At 60.6% G+C, this 21,543-nt stretch carries 18 protein-coding genes; all 18 read right to left on the bottom strand.

Going from position 1 to position 21,543, the window contains the following annotated elements:
* The 18 genes from EDC28_RS18275 to yidC all read right to left on the bottom strand — a co-directional run bounded on the left by EDC28_RS18275 (position 1) and on the right by yidC (position 21,540).
* A complete protein-coding gene (locus tag EDC28_RS18275; RefSeq protein WP_211355751.1) occupies positions 1 to 4,710 on the bottom strand; it encodes a prealbumin-like fold domain-containing protein in 4,710 nt (1,569 codons plus the stop codon).
* A 391-nt stretch (positions 4,711 to 5,101) separates the two neighbouring features.
* Complete coding sequence (gene gspD / locus EDC28_RS18270) at positions 5,102 to 7,216, bottom strand: type II secretion system secretin GspD (protein ID WP_123422565.1); 2,115 nt, start codon at positions 7,214 to 7,216, stop codon at positions 5,102 to 5,104.
* Between the two features lies 1 nt (position 7,217).
* A complete protein-coding gene (locus EDC28_RS18265) occupies positions 7,218 to 7,667 on the bottom strand; it encodes a DNA utilization family protein (protein WP_123422564.1) in 450 nt (149 codons plus the stop codon).
* Positions 7,664 to 8,254 carry a type II secretion system protein GspM gene (gspM, locus tag EDC28_RS18260; protein ID WP_050660520.1) on the bottom strand — a complete coding sequence of 197 codons (591 nt, stop codon included), beginning with the start codon at positions 8,252 to 8,254 and terminating at the stop codon, positions 7,664 to 7,666. Before gspM ends, EDC28_RS18265 begins: the two co-directional genes overlap by 4 nt.
* Positions 8,251 to 9,252: a PilN domain-containing protein gene (locus EDC28_RS18255; protein ID WP_123422563.1), complete on the bottom strand. Its 1,002-nt coding sequence runs from the start codon at positions 9,250 to 9,252 to the stop codon at positions 8,251 to 8,253. The genes gspM and EDC28_RS18255 overlap by 4 nt, the downstream gene beginning before the upstream one ends.
* Positions 9,245 to 10,177 (bottom strand): type II secretion system minor pseudopilin, encoded by a 933-nt coding sequence (locus EDC28_RS18250; RefSeq protein WP_123422562.1) that lies wholly within the window; start codon positions 10,175 to 10,177, stop codon positions 9,245 to 9,247. The genes EDC28_RS18255 and EDC28_RS18250 overlap by 8 nt, the downstream gene beginning before the upstream one ends.
* Positions 10,146 to 10,760 carry a prepilin-type N-terminal cleavage/methylation domain-containing protein gene (locus tag EDC28_RS18245; RefSeq protein WP_123422561.1) on the bottom strand — a complete coding sequence of 205 codons (615 nt, stop codon included), beginning with the start codon at positions 10,758 to 10,760 and terminating at the stop codon, positions 10,146 to 10,148. The genes EDC28_RS18250 and EDC28_RS18245 overlap by 32 nt, the downstream gene beginning before the upstream one ends.
* Entirely contained in the window at positions 10,757 to 11,131 is a 375-nt protein-coding gene (locus tag EDC28_RS18240) for a type IV pilus modification PilV family protein (RefSeq protein ID WP_123422560.1), read from the bottom strand. The genes EDC28_RS18245 and EDC28_RS18240 overlap by 4 nt, the downstream gene beginning before the upstream one ends.
* Positions 11,121 to 11,513: a pilus assembly FimT family protein gene (locus EDC28_RS18235; RefSeq protein ID WP_123422559.1), complete on the bottom strand. Its 393-nt coding sequence runs from the start codon at positions 11,511 to 11,513 to the stop codon at positions 11,121 to 11,123. Before EDC28_RS18235 ends, EDC28_RS18240 begins: the two co-directional genes overlap by 11 nt.
* Positions 11,510 to 11,920 carry a type II secretion system major pseudopilin GspG gene (gspG, locus tag EDC28_RS18230; protein WP_123422558.1) on the bottom strand — a complete coding sequence of 137 codons (411 nt, stop codon included), beginning with the start codon at positions 11,918 to 11,920 and terminating at the stop codon, positions 11,510 to 11,512. The genes EDC28_RS18235 and gspG overlap by 4 nt, the downstream gene beginning before the upstream one ends.
* Positions 11,921 to 11,930: 10 nt before the next feature.
* Positions 11,931 to 13,127 carry a type II secretion system F family protein gene (locus EDC28_RS18225; protein WP_123422557.1) on the bottom strand — a complete coding sequence of 399 codons (1,197 nt, stop codon included), beginning with the start codon at positions 13,125 to 13,127 and terminating at the stop codon, positions 11,931 to 11,933.
* The gene (gspE, locus tag EDC28_RS18220; RefSeq protein WP_123422556.1) at positions 13,124 to 14,830 is read right to left on the bottom strand and encodes a type II secretion system ATPase GspE; all 1,707 of its coding nucleotides are present in this window, start codon (positions 14,828 to 14,830) and stop codon (positions 13,124 to 13,126) included. Before gspE ends, EDC28_RS18225 begins: the two co-directional genes overlap by 4 nt.
* 103 nt (positions 14,831 to 14,933) lie before the next feature.
* Positions 14,934 to 16,991: an FUSC family protein gene (locus EDC28_RS18215; RefSeq protein ID WP_123422555.1), complete on the bottom strand. Its 2,058-nt coding sequence runs from the start codon at positions 16,989 to 16,991 to the stop codon at positions 14,934 to 14,936.
* A 1-nt stretch (position 16,992) separates the two neighbouring features.
* Positions 16,993 to 17,856 carry an efflux RND transporter periplasmic adaptor subunit gene (locus EDC28_RS18210; protein WP_050660510.1) on the bottom strand — a complete coding sequence of 288 codons (864 nt, stop codon included), beginning with the start codon at positions 17,854 to 17,856 and terminating at the stop codon, positions 16,993 to 16,995.
* Positions 17,857 to 17,863: 7 nt separating this feature from the next.
* Positions 17,864 to 18,064 carry a DUF1656 domain-containing protein gene (locus EDC28_RS18205; RefSeq protein WP_050660509.1) on the bottom strand — a complete coding sequence of 67 codons (201 nt, stop codon included), beginning with the start codon at positions 18,062 to 18,064 and terminating at the stop codon, positions 17,864 to 17,866.
* A 130-nt stretch (positions 18,065 to 18,194) separates the two neighbouring features.
* A complete protein-coding gene (locus EDC28_RS20200) occupies positions 18,195 to 18,359 on the bottom strand; it encodes a hypothetical protein (RefSeq protein WP_170164171.1) in 165 nt (54 codons plus the stop codon).
* Between the two features lie 170 nt (positions 18,360 to 18,529).
* Positions 18,530 to 19,882, bottom strand: a complete 1,353-nt coding sequence (gene mnmE / locus EDC28_RS18200; protein ID WP_123422554.1) for a tRNA uridine-5-carboxymethylaminomethyl(34) synthesis GTPase MnmE — start codon at positions 19,880 to 19,882, stop codon at positions 18,530 to 18,532.
* Between the two features lie 35 nt (positions 19,883 to 19,917).
* Positions 19,918 to 21,540 carry a membrane protein insertase YidC gene (gene yidC / locus EDC28_RS18195; protein ID WP_123422553.1) on the bottom strand — a complete coding sequence of 541 codons (1,623 nt, stop codon included), beginning with the start codon at positions 21,538 to 21,540 and terminating at the stop codon, positions 19,918 to 19,920.
* Positions 21,541 to 21,543 lie beyond the last annotated feature (3 nt).

Here is a 21,543-nt window from a genome sequence, read left to right as displayed (position 1 = left end):
TTACTGCGGGCAGAGGTTATTGTTGTTGTAGGCATCCAGAGTACCGGCCAGGCTGTTGGCCAGGGCGGCATCACCTTTCCCTTTACCTCCTTTGAAGTAGACCTTGCTGCCATCAAAGCTGATGCTTTGCAGCAGAGTGGCTGCCTGGGCAGCGGCGCTGCTGGCGGCAGGGCAGGTACCGGCACCGGCGTTTTGGTTCAGCAGGTAAGCCACATACTGGGCAGCCAGGCCATAGGCGGCATCGCCAGCATTTTTCTTACCGTCACGAACCACATCCGGGTCGGCAACCAAGCGTTTATCCAACAGGTCTACCGCAAACGGGCAGGCTTCCTGGTCACCACTGTCACCATCCAGGTTCATCGGGTTACCGATGACAAAGCCGGGGTACAGGGTGATGGGCAGGTTGGCATCCAGAACGGCATCCTGGTTACCACGGCCGTCGCAGCTGGTGTGGTTTTTCCAGAAACCGATAGTCCTGGCGTCGCCACCGGGAGGCGGTGTGTCTTCGATGTTAAAGCTACGGGTTTCACCGGCGCTCAGGGTGAAGGCAATACATTCGGTGGAGTTATCCACGTCGGGGTTGCCGCCACCCGGTACGAACCAGGTGTCACCGTCGAGGCTGGTGTTAGCCCAGCCGGGCAGCATGTTGGTTTCGCAGAAAGCGTACTGCACGTTCACTTTCAGCTTGGCCATGCCGTCCACATTGACGCAGTTCTCGGTGGTGCCGTTACAGCTGAAGCTCACCGCTTCGCCGTTACCCAGCGGGCCACTGGCGGTGGCGCTGGCAATGGCGCCGCCAGTACCGTCACCGAGGCGGATCTCAAAGGTATAGGCCTCGCCCGCCATCAGCGGCAAGCCGTTTACGGTTTTGATCACCTCTGCCATACCGCGTTTGACGTTGGTAATGGTACAGGTGCCTTCTTGGTCCAGACCCAGGGTAATGGTGCCGTCTGCTGCGCAGTCGCCGCCGATGGTGGCGTCATAGCTGTCGAGGTTGGTATTGCTACCAGCCTGTTCGCTGACGGTGTGCTGGGCGTTGGCCAGGACATTGACGAAGCCGTTGGTGCCGTTATGGCCTACATCAGAGGCGTACAGGCCGCCGTCGATGTAAAGGTTGAACAGGCCACCATCGTCTGTGGGATCAAGGTATTTGATGACCCGCAGGCGCGGCGCGATGTCGTTGTTGGTGATAGTACAGGTTTTGTTTTCACCCACGCTCAGGCTGACCGAGCCGTCACCGGCGCAATCCCCTGTCCAGCTGCCGGCGGCATAGCCCGGTTGCTGGGTTTCAAAGGCGTTGTAACTACCGGCATTGACGTTGTTGCTTTGGCCACTGGTGACCTGCATGGCGTCAATAAAGAGCGGGAAGTCACCAACCTGCAGGGTACCGCCGTCGTCATTCACCACCACTTTGATAAGGGTCAGAGTGGGTGAAATGTCGTCGTTGGTGATGGTACAGGTTTTACTGTCGCCAACACTCAGGCTGACCGAACCGTTAGCAGCGCAGTCGCCGCTCCAACTGCTGGCTTGATAGCCGAACTGTTGGGTTTCAGACGCGGTGTAGCTACCGGCACTCAGGTTGTTGCTTTGGCCACTGGTGACCTGCATGGCGTCGATAAAGAGCGGGAAGTCACTGACCTGCAAGGTACCGCCGTTGTCATTGATCACGACCTTGATAAGGGTCAGGTTCGGCGCAATGTCGTCGTTGGTAATAGTGCAGGTTTTGTTTTCGCCCACGCTCAGGCTGACGCTGCCATCCACTGCGCAATCGCCGCTCCAGCCACTGGCGCTATAGCCATATTGCTGGGTTTCAGACGCGCTGTAGTTGCCGGCATTCAGGGTGTTGCTTTGGCCACTGGTGACTTGGGTCGCATCAATAAAGAGCGGGAAGTCGCCAACCTGCAGGGTACCGCCGTTGTCATTCACTACCACCTTGATAAGAGTCAGAGTGGGAGCAATGTCGTCGTTGGTGATGGTACAGGTTTTGTTTTCAGCAAGTGCCAAAGTCACTGAACCATCGGCGGCGCAATCGCCACCCCAACTGCCAGCTTGATAGCCGAACTGTTGGATTTCGGAGGCAGTGTAGCTACCGGCGCTCAGGGTGTTGCTTTGGCCACTGATGGCCGGGTTGCCGCTGATAAACAGCGGGAAGTCGCTGACCTGCAAGGTACCGCCGTTATCGTTGATCACGGTTTTAACCAGGGTCAGGGTCGGTGCGATGTCGTCGTTGGTGATGGTACAGACCGCAGACTCGCCAAGGGCCAGGGTGACGGTGTCGCCATCGTTCTGAGTGCCACCTAAGCAGACCCAGTCGGAGGCGGCATAACCTGCCGGACCGTTTTCGGACAAGTCATAACTGCCTGCCGCCACGTTGCTGTTGCTGACATTGGGGCCAGCGCCGCTGAAGTTAACCGGGCCTGTTGCAGACAAGGTCCAGTCACTGGCGAGCGCGGTGCCACCGTCGTCGTTTACCACCACTTTAATGAGCGTCAGGCTCGGCGGTTGGTCGTCGTTGGTGATGGTACAGACTTTGTTCTCGGCCAGGGCCAAGGTCACGGAACCATCACTGGCACAATCGCCACCCCAGTTGCCGGCGGTATAGCCCGGTTGCTGAGTTTCAGAGGCGTTGTGACTGCCGGCATCCACGTTGTTAACCGCGCCGCTGGTCACTTGCATAGCGTCGATAAACAGCGGGAAGTCGCTGACCTGCAAGGTGCCGCCGTTATCGTTGATCACGGTTTTAACCAGGGTCAGGGTCGGTGAGATGTCGTCGTTGGTGATGGTACAAGTGACCACCTCGCCGTAGTCGAGGCTGATGCTGGCACCGCTTTGGTTGCCACCGTCGCATACCCAGGCCGAGGCGCTGTAGCCGCTGGGGCCGTTTTCGCTCAGGGCATAACTGGTGTTGGCGTCGACATAGTTAAAGCCGGTGTCGCCGTTGCCGTTGAAGCCGCCGCTGCCGGTGGCGCTCAGCTGCCAATCGCTGGCAGTGGCGGTGCCGCCGTTGTCGTTAACCACCTGTTTGACCAGGCGCAGCTTGGGTTTCTCTTTGTTGTAGAAGGTACAGTCGAACTCGTCGCCATCGAGGATGGTGATGTTGGCGGTATTGCCGTTGATTTGGTAGCTACCCAGGGGGTCGCTGTTGAGGATGGAGCAGGAGATGGAGTCCAGCTCCCAACCGGCCGGTACCGTCTCGGTAACGGAGTAGGGTGTATCACTGGCGTCGGCGGTGTATTGGGTTGAGCCGCCGTCGGTCAGGTTAAAGGCCAAAGGAATGCCAAGGTCGGTGGTAAAGCCGAAGCTGGTGGCGGTATCACCGGCCAGCACTACCTTGTTGATGGTTACCACACCGGGCCCAGGGGCGATGGTGTTGGTGTAGGTACAAGTGACGTTGTCACCCAGGCCCAGAGTGATGTCCAGCGCCGAATTGCCGCCGGTGTTGGCGGAATTGCTGGCGGTGTAATCGGTGGCGCCGGTACAACTGACGTCGCTGAATACAAAGTTGCCGGACAAGCTGCTCTCATCCACCTGATAGCTGCCGGGGAACAGTGACAGATAGGATTTCTGAGCACTGGGCTGGGCATCGGTGGTGTTGAGGGTGAAGCTGTCTGAGCTGGCATCGGGGTAGGTGAAGTCGAAGTCGAAACTGCCCTCTTTACTGAGGTAATCAGCCAAAGACTCGGCCACCTTGACGATAGTGATGGTGCCGCAGGTGTTGAGCTGGCCACCGACAAAGTCTTTAAGATCGGCCCCGGTCTCAAACGATGAGCGGGTTTCCAGCAAGAAGGAGTTAAAGCACACCTGGTTGCCAAGCCCCAGCAGCGCCGTCAAATCCACCCCGGCTTCAAAGTACTGGCCCGGCTGACGTACATCGGTGGTCCAGGCGGGGGTGATGTTGCTGGCGTTGACCGAGGCACACAAGTCCGGGCTACCGGTGCTGTGGTGGTCGGGCGCGGTGGCGGTGCAGTCTGTCCCTGAGATGAAGGGGTCATCTTCATTGATGATTTCGTCACCGTTGTAGGTGCCGGTCAAGGCGACCGAGTTGTCCGGGTCAATCAGTTGCCCCAGCACTTCGTCGCCGGTGTCGGGCACCCCGTCGGGGTCTATCCAGCGGTAGGCGATGATGGTGGAGATTTTACCGCCACCGGTAAACTCGGATACCAGCAGGATGTCGCCATCGGTTTTCTGGCCCTGGAAGCCAAGGCCGGAGAGCGGGTCGCAACCCACTACGCCCTGGAACAGCCAGATACCGACGTTGGCACTGCCGTTGTTGCTTTCCCGGTCGGCCCCGGCCACCAGCAGGGTGTGGGGCTGGCCGTCCACCATCATCTGGTAGGCGCCGGAGAAGCCGTTAAGGATGTTGAATTTGGGCCCAACGTTGTTGGGCTGCGTACATTCCCACTGGGAAACGTTCTGGATATCTTTGTCCCCTTGGCCGAAGTAGGTCGGGTCTGGGGAGAAGTCGTCAAAAGAGAAGTCCTCCGAATAGGTGCCTGCTGCTGTCGGGTCCCCCATCACCTTGGCATAGATGCTCTCGGCATCGTCAAGGCCTGGGGTGTTAACCACCGTGTTGCCGTCGAGCTCAAAGAGCCCGTTGTCGTGCACGGCGTAAACCGTGACCCCCACCCCAAGGGCGAGCGCCGCGGCGGCCAACCATCTGGTTTTTTTCCAGAAAGTTGGCCATCTTTTGCCTGAAAGGGAATTTCGCATGTCCACCTCCTAAGGCCACGCCAGCATGCTGGTGTGGACCTGGGTCTCCCGGTGCCGTGGTGTGCAGTGCCCACTGCCATGGTTCTGCTGCCCATCCCGGTTTGAGGGAGGTAAGTACATTCGACAGGGACGTCCCTCTACTGCTTGTATCCCCGTAACGAACGAGTCCTGCCGGCCAACGCCGGCGATGTCCGGCGCTATTAACGCAACACTCATGCCTTGTTTTTATCTGATTGATTTTGCTTGGTTTATTAACTTTGCCGCCGGGCGGCGAGGGGGCGGTTGTTAGGCTGCCATTACAGGCTGGGGGAGAGGGATTTCCAACGCCTTGATAACGCTGGTTATTTAATGAAAGGCCGCTGTATCAACAAGGATACAGCGGCCTTTTTGCTCAGTTACCTTTGTGGCCAAAGGCCCCGGCGGGGAAGGTAACCCCTTTTAACTTGTTACGGTATTCGCGGGTGACCTGGCGCGCTTCTTCGCGGTCGGTGACGGCGGTGGGGGTGATCATCACCACCAGTTCGGTGCGCTGATTGCTGCGCCCGGCCGAGCCAAACAGCCAGCCCAGCACCGGCACCTGGCGCAAGCCGGGCACGCCGCTGCTGTCGTTGCTGCGGTTGTCGCGAATCAGGCCTCCCAGCACCAGGGTCTCGCCGCTTTGCACCGCCACCGAGGTATTGATGCGCCGCTGGGTGATGGTGGGCGAGTCGATATCCGAGGTGGTGGTGGTGGCCACGTCGTTGACCTCCTGGGTGATGTCCAGCACCACCATGCCGCCGGCATTGACCCTCGGGGTCACTTCCAGCAGTACGCCGGTGTCCTTGAACTGGATAGTGCTGGTGATGTTGCCAAGGTCAGACGAGGTGTTGGTGGTCTGGGAGGTGCGTACCGGCACCTGATCGCCAACCCGGATGGCAGCGGTATGGTTGTCCAGCACCATCAACGAGGGAGAGGACACCACGTTGAGCTTGGAGTCAGAGGCCAGGGTGTTGAGCAGTAGCCGGGTAGCGGTGGCGTCAAACACCTCATAGGTGGCGCTGGCCAGGTAATCGGTGGGTGAGCTCAGCGGCCGAGTGCCCAGTGAGCCGATGCCGGATTTGCTGCCAAAGCGGTTTTTAAAAAACCACTGCAGGCCGTAACGCAGCTCGTCCTGCAGGGTAACCTCCACTATGGTGGCTTCCACCAGCACTTGCAGCGGCAGCACATCGAGCTGTTTGACCGCCTTGTGTACTTTGTCGTAGTCGCTGGGGCTGGCCATGATCAGCAGGGCGTTGTTCTCCTCGTCGGCAATGATCTGCACCTCGCCGACATTAAGGTTGGTGGTGTCCATACCGCCGCTCACCGCCACCACCGGCACCGCATCCGGCGGCGCCTTGGGCTGGGGTACATCCGGCGCGGGCTGGCTGGAGGGCCGGGCGTTGCTGCCCTCGAAAAGCTTGCTGAGCATGTCCGCCAGCCGGTCGGCCTTGGAGTTCTGCACGTAATAGACGTACATGTTGAGGCCGCGGGGGTTGTCGGCTTTGTCCAGTCGCTCTATCCAGGTGCGGGCGTCAGTCAGGTACTTGGCCTGGGGGGTGATCACCAGCAGCGCGTTGAGCCGGTCTATGGGTAAAAAGCGCACCATGCCCGCCAGCGGGCCCTCGGCGCTGTCGCCAAAGATGGCTTCCAGCTCCTGGGTAATGACCCCTGCTTCTACCGCTTGCAGCCGGAAAATGCCCACCGACATACCTTGCAGCTGGTCTACGTCAAACAGCTGAATGGTGTCGCGCAGGCTTAAAAGGTCGGATTGGGTGCCGGCGATGGTCAGCAGGTTGCGCCGCTCATCGGCTTCCAGCAGGCCTTGCTTGGGTTTGATGGGCTCAAGCAGTTTCATCATCTCCTTGGCGCCAATGTACTTAAGGGGCCACACCAGCATCTGGTAGCCCCTGTCGGCGCTGAGTTTGAGCCTGGGGTTGAGGCCGCCCAGCGACACCTCGCCGGTGGGCACCACCTGATACAGGCCGTTGTTGCGCACCAGGGCGGCGCCATTGATTTGCAGCAGGGTATCGAGGGTGGGAATAAGGGCGTCGCGGGTGATGGGTTTGCTGGTTTGCAGGCTGACCTTGCCCTGCACCCCATCGTCGATGCTGTAGTTTTCCCGCAGGATGTCGCCAAGGATGGTTTTTACCACCTCGCCGATGGCGGTGTCCTGAAAGTTCAGGGTGACATCACCGGCGCTGCTGCGTGGGGCATCGCTCCCGGCCTGGCCCACAAAGTGGCCGCTGCCGGGGTAAATTTCCACCCGCTCCATGGGCGGTGGGTTATTGGCCTCGCCCGTTATCAGCGGCGCCATCACATCGCCCCTGCCTGGGTGGGCCTGATCGTAAAGACTGGGCTCCTCGGTAGTGGCGTCCTGGTTGGATTTTCTAAAAGGATTGTCACTGGCATGTTCCCCGGCTGGCGTCAGGGCGCAGCCGGCCACCAGCAGGCAAAGCATCGGCAGCACTGTTTTGAGTGCACTCATCATGTTAACCCCCATCACCTTGTTGTTGTGGGGCGCCGTTGCCGGCGTCTTGGGTTTTACCCGGTTTGCGCCTGGGTTTGCTGTCCTTGTTGTTCGGTTGCCGCTCCCTCAGTTCCAGGCGCACTTCTTCTGTGCCGCTGCCAAGCACCACGCAGTCGGCTTCTATCTTCAGTACCTGCCAGCGCTCATCCAGAGGCATGCCGCTTTGCAGGCGCAGGCTTTGTTTGCCGTCGCTGCTGTCAAAGAGGGCCAGGCGCTGGCTGCCCTCCAGCACGATGCCGGAGAGCGTCCATTGATCGTTGAGACTACCGGCGCTGGCCGAAGCGCCGCCACTGGCGACGGTGCGCCGGCTCGGGTCAAACAAATTGCGCTCGGTTATCACCTTGAAGTCGTCAAAGGGCGGCATGGGCGTTAGCGGCTGGGCCATGGCCAGCAGCAGAATAAGTGGGCTCATTGGGCATCCCCCCCGGCATAGGCCACCAGTGAAAAACGGATATCCAAAGTGGCGAGCGGCGCAATGCCGCTGCGGCTGGCGGCGGTTACCAGGGTGAGCCTGGGGTTGGCGGTTACCACCAGATCGTCGACAAAGAGCAGTGGCCGGTTGGCCTCCAGCTCATAAAGGAGCCTGGCCAGCTCCGGGGTCTCGGCCCGCATCCGCACCGCCAGCACCACCTTGGGTAGCGGCGAGTCGGTGTCGCCGTTGACGATTTGGGTGCTGATAAGCTGGCCGCCGACCTGGCCCACCAGTTGGTTAAGGCGCTGTTGCAGGCGGGCGGCGGCCAGGGCTGGGGTGGGTGCCTGCAGGTAAAGGTTCTCGGCGGGGCGCTGGCGCTTGAGGATGGCCAGTTGCTGCTCAAGCTCGGGGATGCGTTGGCCCAGGCGCTGGTAGCGGGCCAGCATGTCCTGCTGGGTCGAGAGTTGTTCCAGGCGAGCCGAGAAGTAGCCATAGAGCGGCGCCACCAGCAACAACCACAGCAGCAACAACCCCAGGGCTAACACCAGCAGGGCCAGCAGCGGCTGGGCGCGGCTTTGCAGGGTCATGGCCGGTCTCCGTTATTCAGGGCCGCTTCCAGGCTGAACCTTTCTTGCTGGGAGCGCGGGTTGATGGAGACCGGCGAGGAAAACCGCACATTGGCAAAGTGGGGTGAGGCTTCCAGCAGGCTGATGAGGGCCGAGGCATTGGCCGACTCGCCCTGCAGGCTGATGCGCGCGGGTTGAAACTCCAGGCGGTTGATCCAGGTGTTGTCCGGCAGGGTTTGGGTGACTTCCCTTAGCAGCAGCAGCGGCGAGGGCTGGCGGTTGCGTTTGGTGACTAAAAAGTCTTGGCCCTGGCTGAGGGCCTCAATGCGTTGGCTCAGCTGCTGGGCCTGCTCGGCCTGGGCTTTGGGGGCAACCAGGCTGGCGTCCAGGGTGGCCAGGCGGTGATTCAGGTAATAGGCCCAGCCCCCCAGGGCGGCGGCCAGCAGCAATATTGGCCACAACCAGGCCCGGTAGTGGCTTTGGCCCTGGCCAAGAGGAATGCGGCCAGGGCTGCCTGCCAGGCCCAGCCAGCGGGGCTGGATGCCGTGGTCGGCCAGCTGCGCCAGCACCGGTGCCAGCTGCGCCTTGTTGACCACCCACAACGTTAATTGCAGCTTGTCGAGGGCTGGCTTGGCCTCGACCTCCTGGGCGGCAAAGTAGACTTGCTCGGCGCTAAAGGGCGTGTGACGGTTCATCTCCATGGCCAGCACCTGATGGAGCTGGCCGGCGGTTGCCAGGGGCAATTGCAGGGTTTTTTTGAGCACCCAGTCCGGCGGCAACAGCAGCAGGCTGCGTTTGCGCTGATAAGGAGCCAGGCGCTGCTGGTGCTCCAAAGTAGCGGCTTCGCCAAGGGGCAGGGTCAAAGGCTCGGCCAGCTTGTCAAAGCGCAGCGCACCATGGCTAAGGCTGATGGTGAGGCCGCTTTGGGCCGGGCGCCAGCCCGCGGGCAGCAAGCTCAGCATCTCACTGCTCCACCATTGCCAAAACGGCCCCAGGCGACCTGGCAGGCTGTCAATCATGGGCACCTCCGGTATCGATGTCGGGCAGTAGCCCCGGCCCCAGGCTCAGCACCCGAAAGGGCCGGGCCGGGTCCCCTTGCTGGCGTTGCAGCAGGGCGCTGAATAGGGCCTCTTGGCCGTCGCCCAGCGGCAGCCGGGCCTGCACTGTGTAGTAGCGGCCAAAGCCTGGGGTGGCCTGCTCGGCGGGCCACCAGGTAGGGGCCGGTATTGGCAGGCCGCTGTCGTGCAGCTGGCGGCGCTGGCGGATGTAGTCGTCCACCAGCAGGGCATCGGCCCCGGGCATGGCCAGCAGCACCTGGCGAGGCGCCAGTTGCGGCAATACCGTGGCCCGGTGCGAGTAGAGGGTCAGGGCCGGGCGCAGCGCCTCAACCAGGGCATCGGTCATGCCCAGTACCTGGCGCAGCTCGTCGATGCTGTTAAAAGGGGCGTTGGCCGGGCCATCGAGACCTGCGGCCTGGTATTGGGCGCTTTCGGCGCCGTCGAGGCGCTGCAGATCGTCCTCGTCCCGCCAGTCGAGGATGGCGTCCACCAGGGCGGTACGCTCGCTGTCGCCAACCCCAGCCTGGCGCAGTAGGCCATCAAGCAAGGTGGGGGGGGCGGCGTTGAGGTCGATTTTGCCCCGCTCGTCAAATACCGCCACCGCCATGGGTTGCTGGTCAAATTGCACCTGATAGGGGCTGCCGTCCGCCAGCCAGGGGCTTTGGTCTTGGGCGGTGTTCAAGCTGATGATGGCCAGGCTCACCGCCCCCTTGGCCCGCCACAGGTTGGCGGTGGCCTGTTCCAGGCGATGTTGCACCTGGGCGCCAGAGCGGCTGGACAAGGCCACGGTGCTGGCCATCAGGGTCAGCAGCACCAGCAGCCACAGCACCGCCACCAGGGCGATGCCGCCGGCCCTAGCGGCTGTGCAAGGAAAAGGCCTGACCATAGGGGGCCACCATCAGTGAAAGTTGATTGGCAAGGGTGAGTTTGACCAGCAGCGGCGCCTGGGCGCCCTGGGGCCAGGTGCTTTGCCAGCGCTCGGGCTCGGTTTGTTGCAGGTAGCTAAAACTGGCCGGGGTGTTGCTGGTCAGCAGCCAGCGTGGTGTGCTGTCGGCCAGGGCCGCGTCCAAGGCCTGCCAGTCCACCGGGGTGCCTTTGACAAAAGGCTGGGTGCGCAGCTCCAGGTGATAACCGTCGTCCTGGCGGCGGCTCGACAGCAGCAGCCAGGTGGGCTGTGGTTGTTGCCAGTTAAGGCCGGGGGCCAACAGCAGCAAGCGATCGCTGCTGGCCTGCAAGGGGGCAACGAGGCGCCCGTCGGTGTCGGCAATGGGCTCGATGGACATGCCCTCAAGCTGGCGGCGCAGCAGTTGGCTTACCGCCTCAACCCGGCCTTGCTGGCCGATGCGCTGCTCCTGGCGCTGCCAGGCCTGGGTGGTGATGTCGAGGCCGCCAAAGGCGAGGGTGGCCAGCAAGGTCAGCAGCACCAGGGCTATCAGCATTTCCATCAGGGTAAAGCCGGCGGCCTTCATAGGGCCCCCTCGATGGCGAGGGTAGTCAGCATCAGCTGCTGATGCTCGCCCCAGCTGACGGTGAGCTGCACTTCAATGGCCCTGTTGCTGGTGCCAAGCCAGTTGCCCTCGGCTCCCTCGAAGGGGCTGACCTTAGCTTGCCAGCGCCAGCCGTTGTCAAATTTGCCCCGCTCTTCGCTGCTGGGTAGCGCCTTGCGGCTGAGCAGTAGCGCCAGTTGCGACTGGGCCATGGCCATGGCCTGCTGGCGGTTGGCGGCGCTGCCTTCGAGGCGGCCGCTTTGGCTAAGCACCCGCAACAATCCGCCCAATACCATGGCCAGCACCACAAAGGCCACCAGCACTTCGAGCAGGGTAAAGCCGTTAGCCTTCATGGATACTGACCTCTGCGGTGAGCCAGTCCAGCTCCAGGCGCAGGCGGCCGGCGTTGTTGCCCAAGGTCAGCTGGCCGCCGCTGGAGGTACCGTCAGGGTAGAAATAGAGCGGCTGGTCGAGGCCCAGGGTTAGCCCCTGCAAGGCCACCTTTTTGCCATTCACCCAAAGCTGTTGCTGGCGGTTGGCGATGGTCAGCACCTGGCCGGTGGCAATGGCTTGGCTGCGGCTTTCGCGCAGCAGGGCTGCCACCTGGCGGGCCTGGCTTTTCAGGGTCATGCCCGGCAGCAGGGCGCCAAAGCGGGGGGCGGCGGCGCTCAGCACCAGCATCATCACCACCAGTACCACCAGCAGTTCCAGCAAGGTAAAGCCGTGGCGGTTCATTGCCAGCTCACCACGTCCTGGTCTTCCCCTTCGCCGCCCTCTTTGTTGTCGGCGCCGAGGGAGTAGAGGTCAAAGTCGCCGTGCTCGCCGGGGTAGCGGTATTGATAGTCGTTGCCCCATGGGTCTTTGCGAATGACCTTTTTGGTCAGATAGGGGCCGTTCCAGTTCTCCACCCCCGAGGGTTTACTGACCAGGGCGTCCAGCCCCTGGTTGTTGCTGGGGTAATGGCCCACTTCCAACCGGTACAGGTCCAGGGCCGAGTGCAGCTCCTGGATCTGCAGGGCGGCGGTCTTGGTTTTGGAGCTGGACAGCTGGTTGAGCACCTTGGGGCCCACCAGGCTTGCCAGCAGCCCCAGGATCACCAACACCACCAACAATTCCAGCAAGGTAAAGCCGGGTTGTTTCACACAAACCTCCTCAAAGCGGCAGGTCGTTGATGCTGAGGATGGCCATCAGAATGGAAATGATGATGGCGGCGATCAGCATGCCAAGACCCACTATCAGCAAAGGTTCCAGTACCGTCAGCAACCGCTGGATACCGGTTTCCACCTCCCTGTCGTAAGTACCTGCTACCTTGAGCAGCATCTGGTCCAGTTGCCCTGTCTCTTCTCCCACCTGCAGCATCTGCAGGGCCAGGGCCGGGAAGACCTGTTGTTGTTTCAAAAGCCCTGCCAGGCGCTGGCCTTCCTTAAGGCCTTCGGTGCTGTCGTCCAGGGCCTTGCCGAGGCGAAAATTGCCGACGCTGGTCCTGGCCACCTGCAGCGCCTTCACCAGCGGCACCCCGCTTTTTAAAAGGGTGCCGAGGCTGCGGCTAAAACGGGCCATCTCCAGCTTGCCCAGCAAAGCGCCGTAAAGAGGCAGGCGCAGCAGCCAGCTGTCCCAGCGCAGCCGAAACACCGGCTCCTTGAGCTGCCGCTGTAGCAGCACGCCGCCAAGGGCCAAGGCCAGCAGCAGCCACAGCCCCCAGTCGCGGATAAAGCCGGCGCTGGCAATCACTACCTGGGTGGGCAGCGGCAGCGCCTTGCCCATGTCGCTGAAAAGCTGCTGAAACTGGGGCACCACGTAGGTAAGGATCACCAGCAGCGACAGGGCGCTTACCAGCAGCAAGACTAAGGGGTAGAGGAAGGCCGACAGGGTTTTGTCTTTGAGGGCCTGGGCCCGCTCCTGATAAAAGGCCAGATCTTCCAGGCCCTGGCCGAGGTTGCCGGCGGCTTCGGCGGCGCGGATAAGGCTCAGGTAAAAATCCGAAAACCCCTGCTGTTCGGCCAGCACCGCCGACAGCGCCTTGCCGCCCCTAAGGCCCTGATGGATGTTGCCGATAAGGCGGGTCAGCCGCGGCTCCTGGCCAAGCTGAGTCATGATCTCCAGCGCCCGGTCCAGGGCGATACCGGCCGCCAGCAGCGCTGCCAGTTGCTGGGTAAAGAGCAGCACCAGGTTGCCCGCCAGCCGCTGGCTGCCAAGGCGCAGCTCCCAGCGGCCGGCTTTGCGGATCTCCAGCACGATAAGCCCGGCCTGTTGCAACTGGGCCACCACCTGCTCGCGGCTGTCGGCGTCCAGTTGCCCTTGCTGCATCTGGCCCTGACTGGTCACGGCCCGGTAATGAAACTGGCTCATCCGGCTTCCTGCGTGACCCGCAGGACCTCCTCGACAGTGGTAAGCCCGGCCATGGCCTTGATGCAGCCGTCCTCATACATGGTGAGCATGCCCTCGCTGCGGGCCTGGCGCAGCAGGCTGGTGGCGTCGGTGCGGCGCAGCACCAGGGCCTTGAGGGCATCGGAAAGCACCAGCAGTTCCATGATGGCAATGCGGCCCTGGTAGCCGGTGTCCTGGCATTGGGGGCAGCCATTAGCCCGGTAGAGCCGCACCGGCTCCGGATGAGGCAAGCGGTTTAGGCCAAGCTGCTCTACCAGCTCGGGCAGCGGCGCGAACCCCTGCTTGCAATGGGGGCAAAGCAACCGCACCAAGCGCTGACCTACCACGGCGTTGAGGGTGGAGGTGAGCAGGTAGTCTTCCACCCCCATCTCCAAAAGCCGGGTGATGGAGCTGGCGGCGTCGTTGGTATGCAGGGTGGAGAGCACCAGGTGGCCGGTCAGAGCCGATTGCACGCAGATACGGGCGGTTTCCAGGTCGCGCATTTCGCCGACCATGATCACGTCCGGGTCCTGGCGCACTATGGCGCGAAGGGCGTTGGCAAAGGTCAGGCCGATATCGGGTTTTATCTGGATTTGATTGACCCCTGCCAGCTGGTACTCCACCGGATCTTCCACCGTGATCACCTTGCGCGACGCGGTGTTGAGCTGGCTCAGCGCGGTATAGAGGGTGGTGCTTTTGCCCGAGCCGGTGGGGCCGGTGACCAGCAGCATGCCGTCGGGCAGGGCCAGCACCTTTTGCAGGGTGCGAAGGTTGTCTTCGCTGACTCCAAGGGCGTTGAACTCCAGGGCCAGGCTGTCTTTTCGCAGCAGCCGCATCACCACCGACTCGCCGTACAGGGTGGGCACAGTGGACACTCGGATATCCAGCTCCTGGCCCTGGCTGCGAAGCTTGATACGGCCATCTTGCGGCAGGCGGCGCTCGGCGATATTGAGCCGGGCCATGATCTTGATGCGCGAGATAACCGCCTGGGCCAGCCTAACCGAGGGCGCTTCGGTGGGTTGCAGCACACCGTCGATGCGATAGCGCACCTTGAGCTGATGCTCGAAGGGCTCGATGTGAATGTCAGAGGCGCGGCATTCCACCGCCTTTTGGAAGAGGTGATTGACCAGCCTTACCACTGGCGCCTCCGAGGCCAGGTCTTTGAGCTGCTCGACGTCTTCTTCGGCGATGTCGTCGTCGTTGTCGCCACGTGCGGCGCGGTCGCGGGCTTCCTTGTTGTAGAGTCGCTCGATGGCGGCGTCGATGTCGGCGCTCTGGCCCACCAGGGGTTTGCACTCAAGGCCAGTGGCCAGGTGCACGGCGTTGAGGGCGTAGCTGTCTAACGGGTCGGCCATGGCCAGGTACAGCAGGCTTTGCTCCTGGCGCAGGGGCAGCAGGTGGTATTCCTTTAAAAAGCGCAGCGAGAGGCGGTCTTCAAAAAGCGGCTCGTCGGGGAAGTCGTCAGCGCTGATGCTAGATAGGGAAAAACAACGGGCCAACTGGCCCGCCATGTCTTTTTCAGACACCATGCCCAGCCGAATAAGCAGCCGGTGCAGAGGGTCGGCGCCGCCTTGTTCATCGCGCATCCGCCTGACTCTTGCTAGGTCGGCGCTGCTTAGGCATCCCTGCTGCACTAATGCATTGGCCAGCTCCTCCTCCCAAGGGGCCGCCAGGGACTGATTCATGCCAACCTTCTTAGTTAGGTTGAGGCCGAGGAAAGGTAACCTCAAAGATAGTCAAAAAATTGACACTGTCTGGTGGGTAATACAGGGGATGTTACATATTTGTTTATTTTTGCTTGGCCAACTGCTCTGCAAAAGTATGGGCGGTGCGTTCAAAGGTTAAGGCCAACCGTTCCATGGTGCCTTCGATAAGCTCAACTTGCAGGTTGGCCGCGCCGGTCTTGCGCACGGCCTCTACCAGCCGTTGGCTGCGAGCGCGAAAATCGGCATTGAAGTGGCCTTTGGCGCAACACAAGAATGTATCGGCCAGTGACTGCTGCCACTGCTCCAGCAAGGCATGAACCCGGGGATCGTGACTGGTGGCCAACTGGCGGCGAAGGCGGATGGAGACGTGCCCTAGATTTAGGCCGGTGAGGCCAAGGTCGGTCAGGTAGCGAGTGCCGCTGGTGGTGCCTTGCTCGTATCCTGCCAAGCGCATCAACCGGTCACCCATACGGCCATTAAACCAGCCCTCGGGGTGCCGGTGATGGCCGATAGTGGCCAAGTCATGGGCGGTAGAACGGATCAGCCTTTTTTGTACCAATATGCTGTCAGGCGCGGTAATGAGCTTAAACACCCAATACAACACGCTTACCCCGGCAAAGATCCCCAAGGCGACACTCAAGCTGTTGTCCACGGCGTAAGTCATGGTGTTGCTGGGTTGGATGAGGATGACAAAAGGAATACAAAAACCCAGGCCATAAGGCAGGGTAGGCCGGTTGGCCAAGGCCATCAGGCCGATAAACAGTGGTCCGCCCATGGCGATAACCAGCAAGGCAAAGTGACCGGCGCCTTGAGCCATCAAGCCAAGACCAAAATAAAGACCTACCGGAATGGCCAGCAGTACCCCGACCAGCAACCTGGCCAACACGAAGGTTGGCGAGGGGAAACGGGCAAACATCACCGAAAAGGTGAGAGGCAAAATCATCATCATCACCGCCGCTGAGGCGGTGGTGTTGATCCAAATGGCTGCGCCAATAAGAAACACCACCATGGTACGAAAGCCGGTAATGGCGGCCACGAGGGGGTCACGGTAGGTGCTAAGGCTAGGGGCATTGAGGCGGGTTTGCTGGCTGTTTTCCAAAGCGTCATAGGCTTTGAGCACCATCACCAAATCGGCCACCAGCTCCAGGGAGGTTTGAGTTAACCGGGCCAGGATGGGGCTGGGGGCCTGATAGCTGGCCCTAAAATGCAGCAATTCGCGACGCAGCAGCTGAGCGTGGTGGTAACAGTCGTTGTAGTCGGTGGTTTTGGCCATGGCTTTGAAATGCTCGCGCATATTGCGCATCTGCTCGGCCACCTTGTCGTCCAGCAACTCGCCGTGGTTACGCTGAAGCCTGCCAAATATCTGCACCACTGCCAGCAGCGACAGCACCTTGTTGCAAAGCAGATCTGCTGCCCTGGCTCGGCTTGAACCTTCTGGTCCTTCATATACCACGGCACTGGAGTCGTCACTTAAGGCACCCAGGGATTCGAGAATGCCATCTGCCTGCTTATGGCGGTCGACGTGTGTGCCATCGGGATCCAGTTCGACCACCAGATAGTCCAAGGTACGGTTGATGACGTTGCGCGCATGGACTCGAAGCACATTTTTGACCTGCACCGGCCACAACAACAGACTGACCAAGGTGGCGCAGACGGCTCCAACCGAGATTTCGCTCATCCTGGCTTGCGCCACTTCAAAGACGGCATAGCTATCGGCATTGGCGGCATTGGCCATGACCAGCACCACCACCAGCGAGGCGGTCATGGCGGCCATAGCAAAGCCGTAAATGAAATTGAGCCGGTGCACCATCACCGAACCCGCCGACATCAAAAAGACCCACACCGCCAGACTGCCTATAGCCAGCAACGGGTAATCGGTGAACCAATCCAGGATCAGGATACCGGCGGCGCCGCCGATGACGGAGCCAACTATCTGGCAGATCCCCTTCTCGATAACCAGGCCGCTTTCCGGGCGCATCTGCAAAAATACGGCCGACACCAGCGCCCAGTAAGGGCGGTCAAGGTTCAGGTACATGGCCACGTAAAGCGACAAGGCCATGGCAATAACCCCCTTGACCGCGAACACCACTGTGGTGCGATTGGGGGTGAGAAACAGTGCCAGGGTAGGTGGCAGTTGCATGTCAGTCTTGGCTGTTGAGATTGACTGACACCGTCATGCCGGCGCTCAGATGTACCCCCTCGGGGATCTGGTCGAGGCGGATATCCACCGGAATACGCTGGGCCAGGCGCACCCAGTTGAAGGTCTGTTGAACCTGGGGCAATAACTGGTTGTTGGCATTGGTGTTGGTATTGGCAATGCCTGGGGAGATGCTGATAACCGTGCCCAGCAGCGGCTTGCCGCCGCTCATCAGATGCACTTTGGCTTTTTGGCCAACATGTACCAGCGGCAACTTGGTTTCTTCAAAGTAACCGGTCACATAAAAGGAATTGTTTTTCACCAGCGACATCACCGGGGTGCCCTTGGACACATAATTCCCCTGGCGCAGCGTCAGGTTAATGATGGTGCCATCTTCGGGGGCGGTTACCACGGTGCGAGCAAGGTCGATTTGGGCGGCGTTGAGCTGGGCGACGGCCAGGTCATAAGAGGCTTTGGCCTGGTCGGTATTGATGCGGTAGGTTTCTTCGTCTTCATCGCTGATCACCTTCTTGGCAATCAACTGCTTGCGTCTTTGATACTGGTGCTGGGCCAAGTCCCAGGCAAATTTGGCTTTTTCCACCTCGGCTTGGTCTTCAGCGATCACCGCTTTGTAGCGGGTGTCGTCGATAACGAACATCACCTCGCCCTTTTTCACTTGCTGATTATCGTGCACCTTGAGCTCAGTGACCCAGCCAGAGACGTCTGGGGCCAGGGTGGCTACGTCGGCCTGTACCCTGCCGTCACGGGTCCAGGGGGAATAGAGGTAGTGGTTCCACACCCAGGTGCCGGCCAGGATGGCTCCCGCTACAAATAGCAATGTCACTAAGACACGAAGCAGTTGTCCCATGGGGGCTTTAATCTCCGAACAGGTAAATATTCAGGGCCAGGTAACAAACAAAGAGGGATACATCAAACCAGGCATCCTTCCAGATCCACTGGCGCAGCGCGAGCTTGTGCAGAGCCAGGCGGGTTGCCAGGGTCATCACAAAGCCACTCATGGCAAAGACAATAAAAGGGCTGAACAACAGGCCACCCAGGGCCAGTTCGTGAAGCATGGCAAGCCTTACAGGTATCAGGAGACAGGGCCGCTAAGCGGGTTCATCTTATCGCTACTTCGCGCCGAGACTCTAGGGGCAGTGTAAAGAAGTCCCTATTTATCACCACTTAACCGATATCAGCCTAGGGTCAGGGCAGGTCGATTGCCAGGATATCTGCCTCTTTTTGTTCGTACATCGATAGCACCAGACTACCGTCGGGTAGCACCGTAAAAGAGCGCCCCCCTTTGACCGAGCGAGGCGCCAGGGCAGCGATTAGCTTGGCGTAACGCTGGCAGCGCCCGGCAGGGGACATCCTGCAAAGCGTGAACTGGGTCGGTTAAATGGCACAAGGAAGCATTTCAACTGTTTGATATACAAGAGAAAACCTCTAAATTTGGTGATGTTTGTTAAGTTGTGGCCATGCGTTAAGAGCAGGGAAGTGCTGTGCCAGACAAATAAAAAAGCCGCCCGGAGGCGGCTTTTTTATTTGCCGATACAAAAGCTCGAGAAGATGCGCCCCAGCAAATCGTCAGAGCTAAACTCGCCGGTGATTTCAGAAAGCGCCATTTGGGCCAGGCGCAGCTCTTCGGCGAGGATCTCGCCGGCGGCAAAGCCATGGAGTTGCTCTTCGCCTACATCCAGATGCTGCTGGGCGCTGTCGAGGGCGTCGAGGTGGCGGCGGCGGGCCAGAAAGCTGCCTTCGCTGGTGCCTTCAAAGCCCATTAGCGCTTTAAGGTGCTCGCGCAGGGCCTCGACACCGGCGCCGGTTTTAGCCGACAGCCGCAAGATGCCGTTCTCAAACCCGGCTTGCTCGCCGGTCAGCTCCACCTTGTTGCGCACCACGGTGATGCCAAGGCCTGCTGGTAGCCTATCTACAAAGTCAGGCCAGATAGCGTGGGGGTCAGTAGCGTCGGTATCCAGGGCGTCCACCATAAACAGCACCCGGTCGGCTTTCTCGATTTCCGCCCAGGCCCGCTCGATGCCGATTTTCTCTACTGCATCGCCGGTATCGCGAAGACCTGCGGTGTCGATGATGTGCAGCGGCATACCGTCGATATGAATATGCTCGCGCAGCACATCGCGGGTGGTGCCGGCGATGTCGGTAACGATGGCCGCTTCGCGCCCGGCAAGCGCGTTCAATAGGCTCGATTTCCCGGCGTTGGGGCGGCCGGCTATCACCACCCGCATGCCGTCACGCAGCAAGCTGCCTTGGCGGGCGGAGGCTTTGACTGCGGCCAAATCTTCACGAATGGCTGCCAGGTCCCCGGCCACTTTGCCGTCTGAGAGAAAGTCGATTTCTTCTTCGGGAAAATCAATGGCCGCTTCCACGTAGATGCGCAGGTGGATAAGGGATTCCACCAGGGCGTTAATGCGGGCCGAGAACTCCCCTTGCAAGGAATGCACGGCGCTGCGGGCGGCTTGCTCGGAGCTGGCTTCGATGAGGTCGGCGATGGCCTCGGCCTGGGCCAAGTCCAGTTTGTCGTTCAAAAAGGCCCGCTCGGAAAACTCCCCAGGCCTTGCCAGGCGCACACCGGGCTCTGCCAGGATGGCTCGCAGCAGCAGGTCAAGGATCACCGGGCCGCCGTGGCCTTGCAGCTCCAGCACGTCTTCACCGGTAAAGCTGTTGGGGCCGGGGAAGTACAGCGCAATGCCTTGGTCCAGCACAGTGCCGTCGGTGTCCATGAACGGGCCGTACTGGGCATAACGGGCTTTGGGCAGGGCACCCAGCCGGGCCTTGGCCACACTGGCTGCCTTGGGGCCGGAGATGCGGATAATGCCAACGCCGCCGCGACCGGTGGCGGTGGCAATGGCTGCGATGGTCTCTGACATGGAAATCTCCTTACAAAAAAGGCGGCTTGCGCCGCCCTTTTTTATCGTAGGCCTTTCTTCTCAAGGCCCTTGTAGATAATGAGCTGCTGGGTAATGGACACCAGGTTGCTCACAAACCAGTACAGTACCAGGCCGGAGGGGAAGAAGGCGAAGAACACGCCCATCACCAGCGGCATCAGCTGCATGACCTTTTGCTGCATCGGGTCGGTCATGGTGCTGGGGTTCAGCTTCTGGCTAAACCACATGGAGGCGGCAAACAGTACCGGCAGCACAAAGAACGGGTCTTTGGCCGACAGGTCGTGGATCCACAGCATAAACGGCGCTTGGCGCAGCTCTACGGATTCTTGCAGCACATAGTACAGGGCCATGAAGATAGGCATCTGCAGCAGCAGCGGGAAGCAGCCACCCAGAGGGTTAACCCCTTCGTCCTTGTACAGCTTCATCATCGCCTGAGACATGCGCTGGCGGTCGTCACCCAAACGCTCTTTCAGGGATGCCAGCTTCGGCTGCAGGGCGCGCATCTTGGCCATGGAGGTGAACTGGGCCTTGGTCAGCGGGTACATGGCACCACGCACCAACAGGGTCAGCAGCACAATGGCAAAGCCCCAGTTGTGTACCACACCGTGCAGCAGTTTAAGCAGCCAGAACAGGAATTCGCTGATAAACCACAGGAAGCCGTAGTCGACGGTCTTTTCCAGTTTGGGGGCAACGGCGGCCAGGGCGTCCTGGTCTTTGGGGCCCACAAACAGATCAGCGGTCAGGCTGGCAGAACCTTGGGCCGGTACGGTAACGGGCTTGCTCTTGATGCCGATGATGGCGTCAGAGCCGGACTGCAGGCTGTAAACGTCCAGTTTGACGTTGTCGAGCTTGGGCGCCCAGGCAGACACAAAGTAGTGCTGCAGCATGGCTACCCAGCCGGTGCTGGTTTCCTTGTTGAGGTTACGTTCTTTGACGTCGTCAAAGTTGTACTTCTCGTAGGACTCGTCATCGGTGGAATACACCGGGCCGGTGTAAGTGCCGTGGGAGGTGATGCCGGAGTCGGGCTCGTGGTTGGTACGTTTGATTTGACCAAAGAACTGCACAGACAGCGGTTTGTCGGTGGGGTTGGTCACTTCGAAACGGGTGTTGACCACATACTTGCCGGGGGCCAGGGTCAGCACCTTTTTATAGACAACGCCATTGGCGCCATCATAAGTGAGGGTCAGCTGGCTGTCGCCGTTGGCCAGGGTAGTGGCCTCGGAAGCGGTGTAAACCGGGCGGCTCTGGGTGTCGGAACCGTTGGGGCCGATAAGGCCGCTCATGGCTACGTAGTTAAAGCCGGGCTCGCGGGTGAATAGGGTCAACCGCTCTTCGCCACCTTGCACCTTGGCAAAATGCTTGAGCTGGGCACCGACGATGTCGCCGCCGCGGGTATCAACGGTCAGCTTGAGCTCGTCGTTGGCAAGGGTAACCAAATGAGCCTTGGTGCTGGCTGCAGGCTTAGCGCCCTCGGTCTGAGGAATATCGTCGGAACTGGGCAGGGCGTCGGCAGGCGCTTCAGTGGGTACCGAAGCGGTAGCGGCTATAGGCGCCGGCTTGGGTTCATGGTCCTTCTCCCAGGCTTGGTACAGCAGGAAGCTGACAGCAAGCAGAGCGAAGAACAACAAGGAGCGTTGGGATTCCATGGG

The sequence above is a fragment of the Gallaecimonas pentaromativorans genome, assembly GCF_003751625.1.
Classification (GTDB): domain Bacteria; phylum Pseudomonadota; class Gammaproteobacteria; order Enterobacterales; family Gallaecimonadaceae; genus Gallaecimonas; species Gallaecimonas pentaromativorans.
The sequence above is the reverse complement of the archived record's forward strand: the minus strand, read 5'-3'. Positions and strand labels throughout refer to the sequence as shown.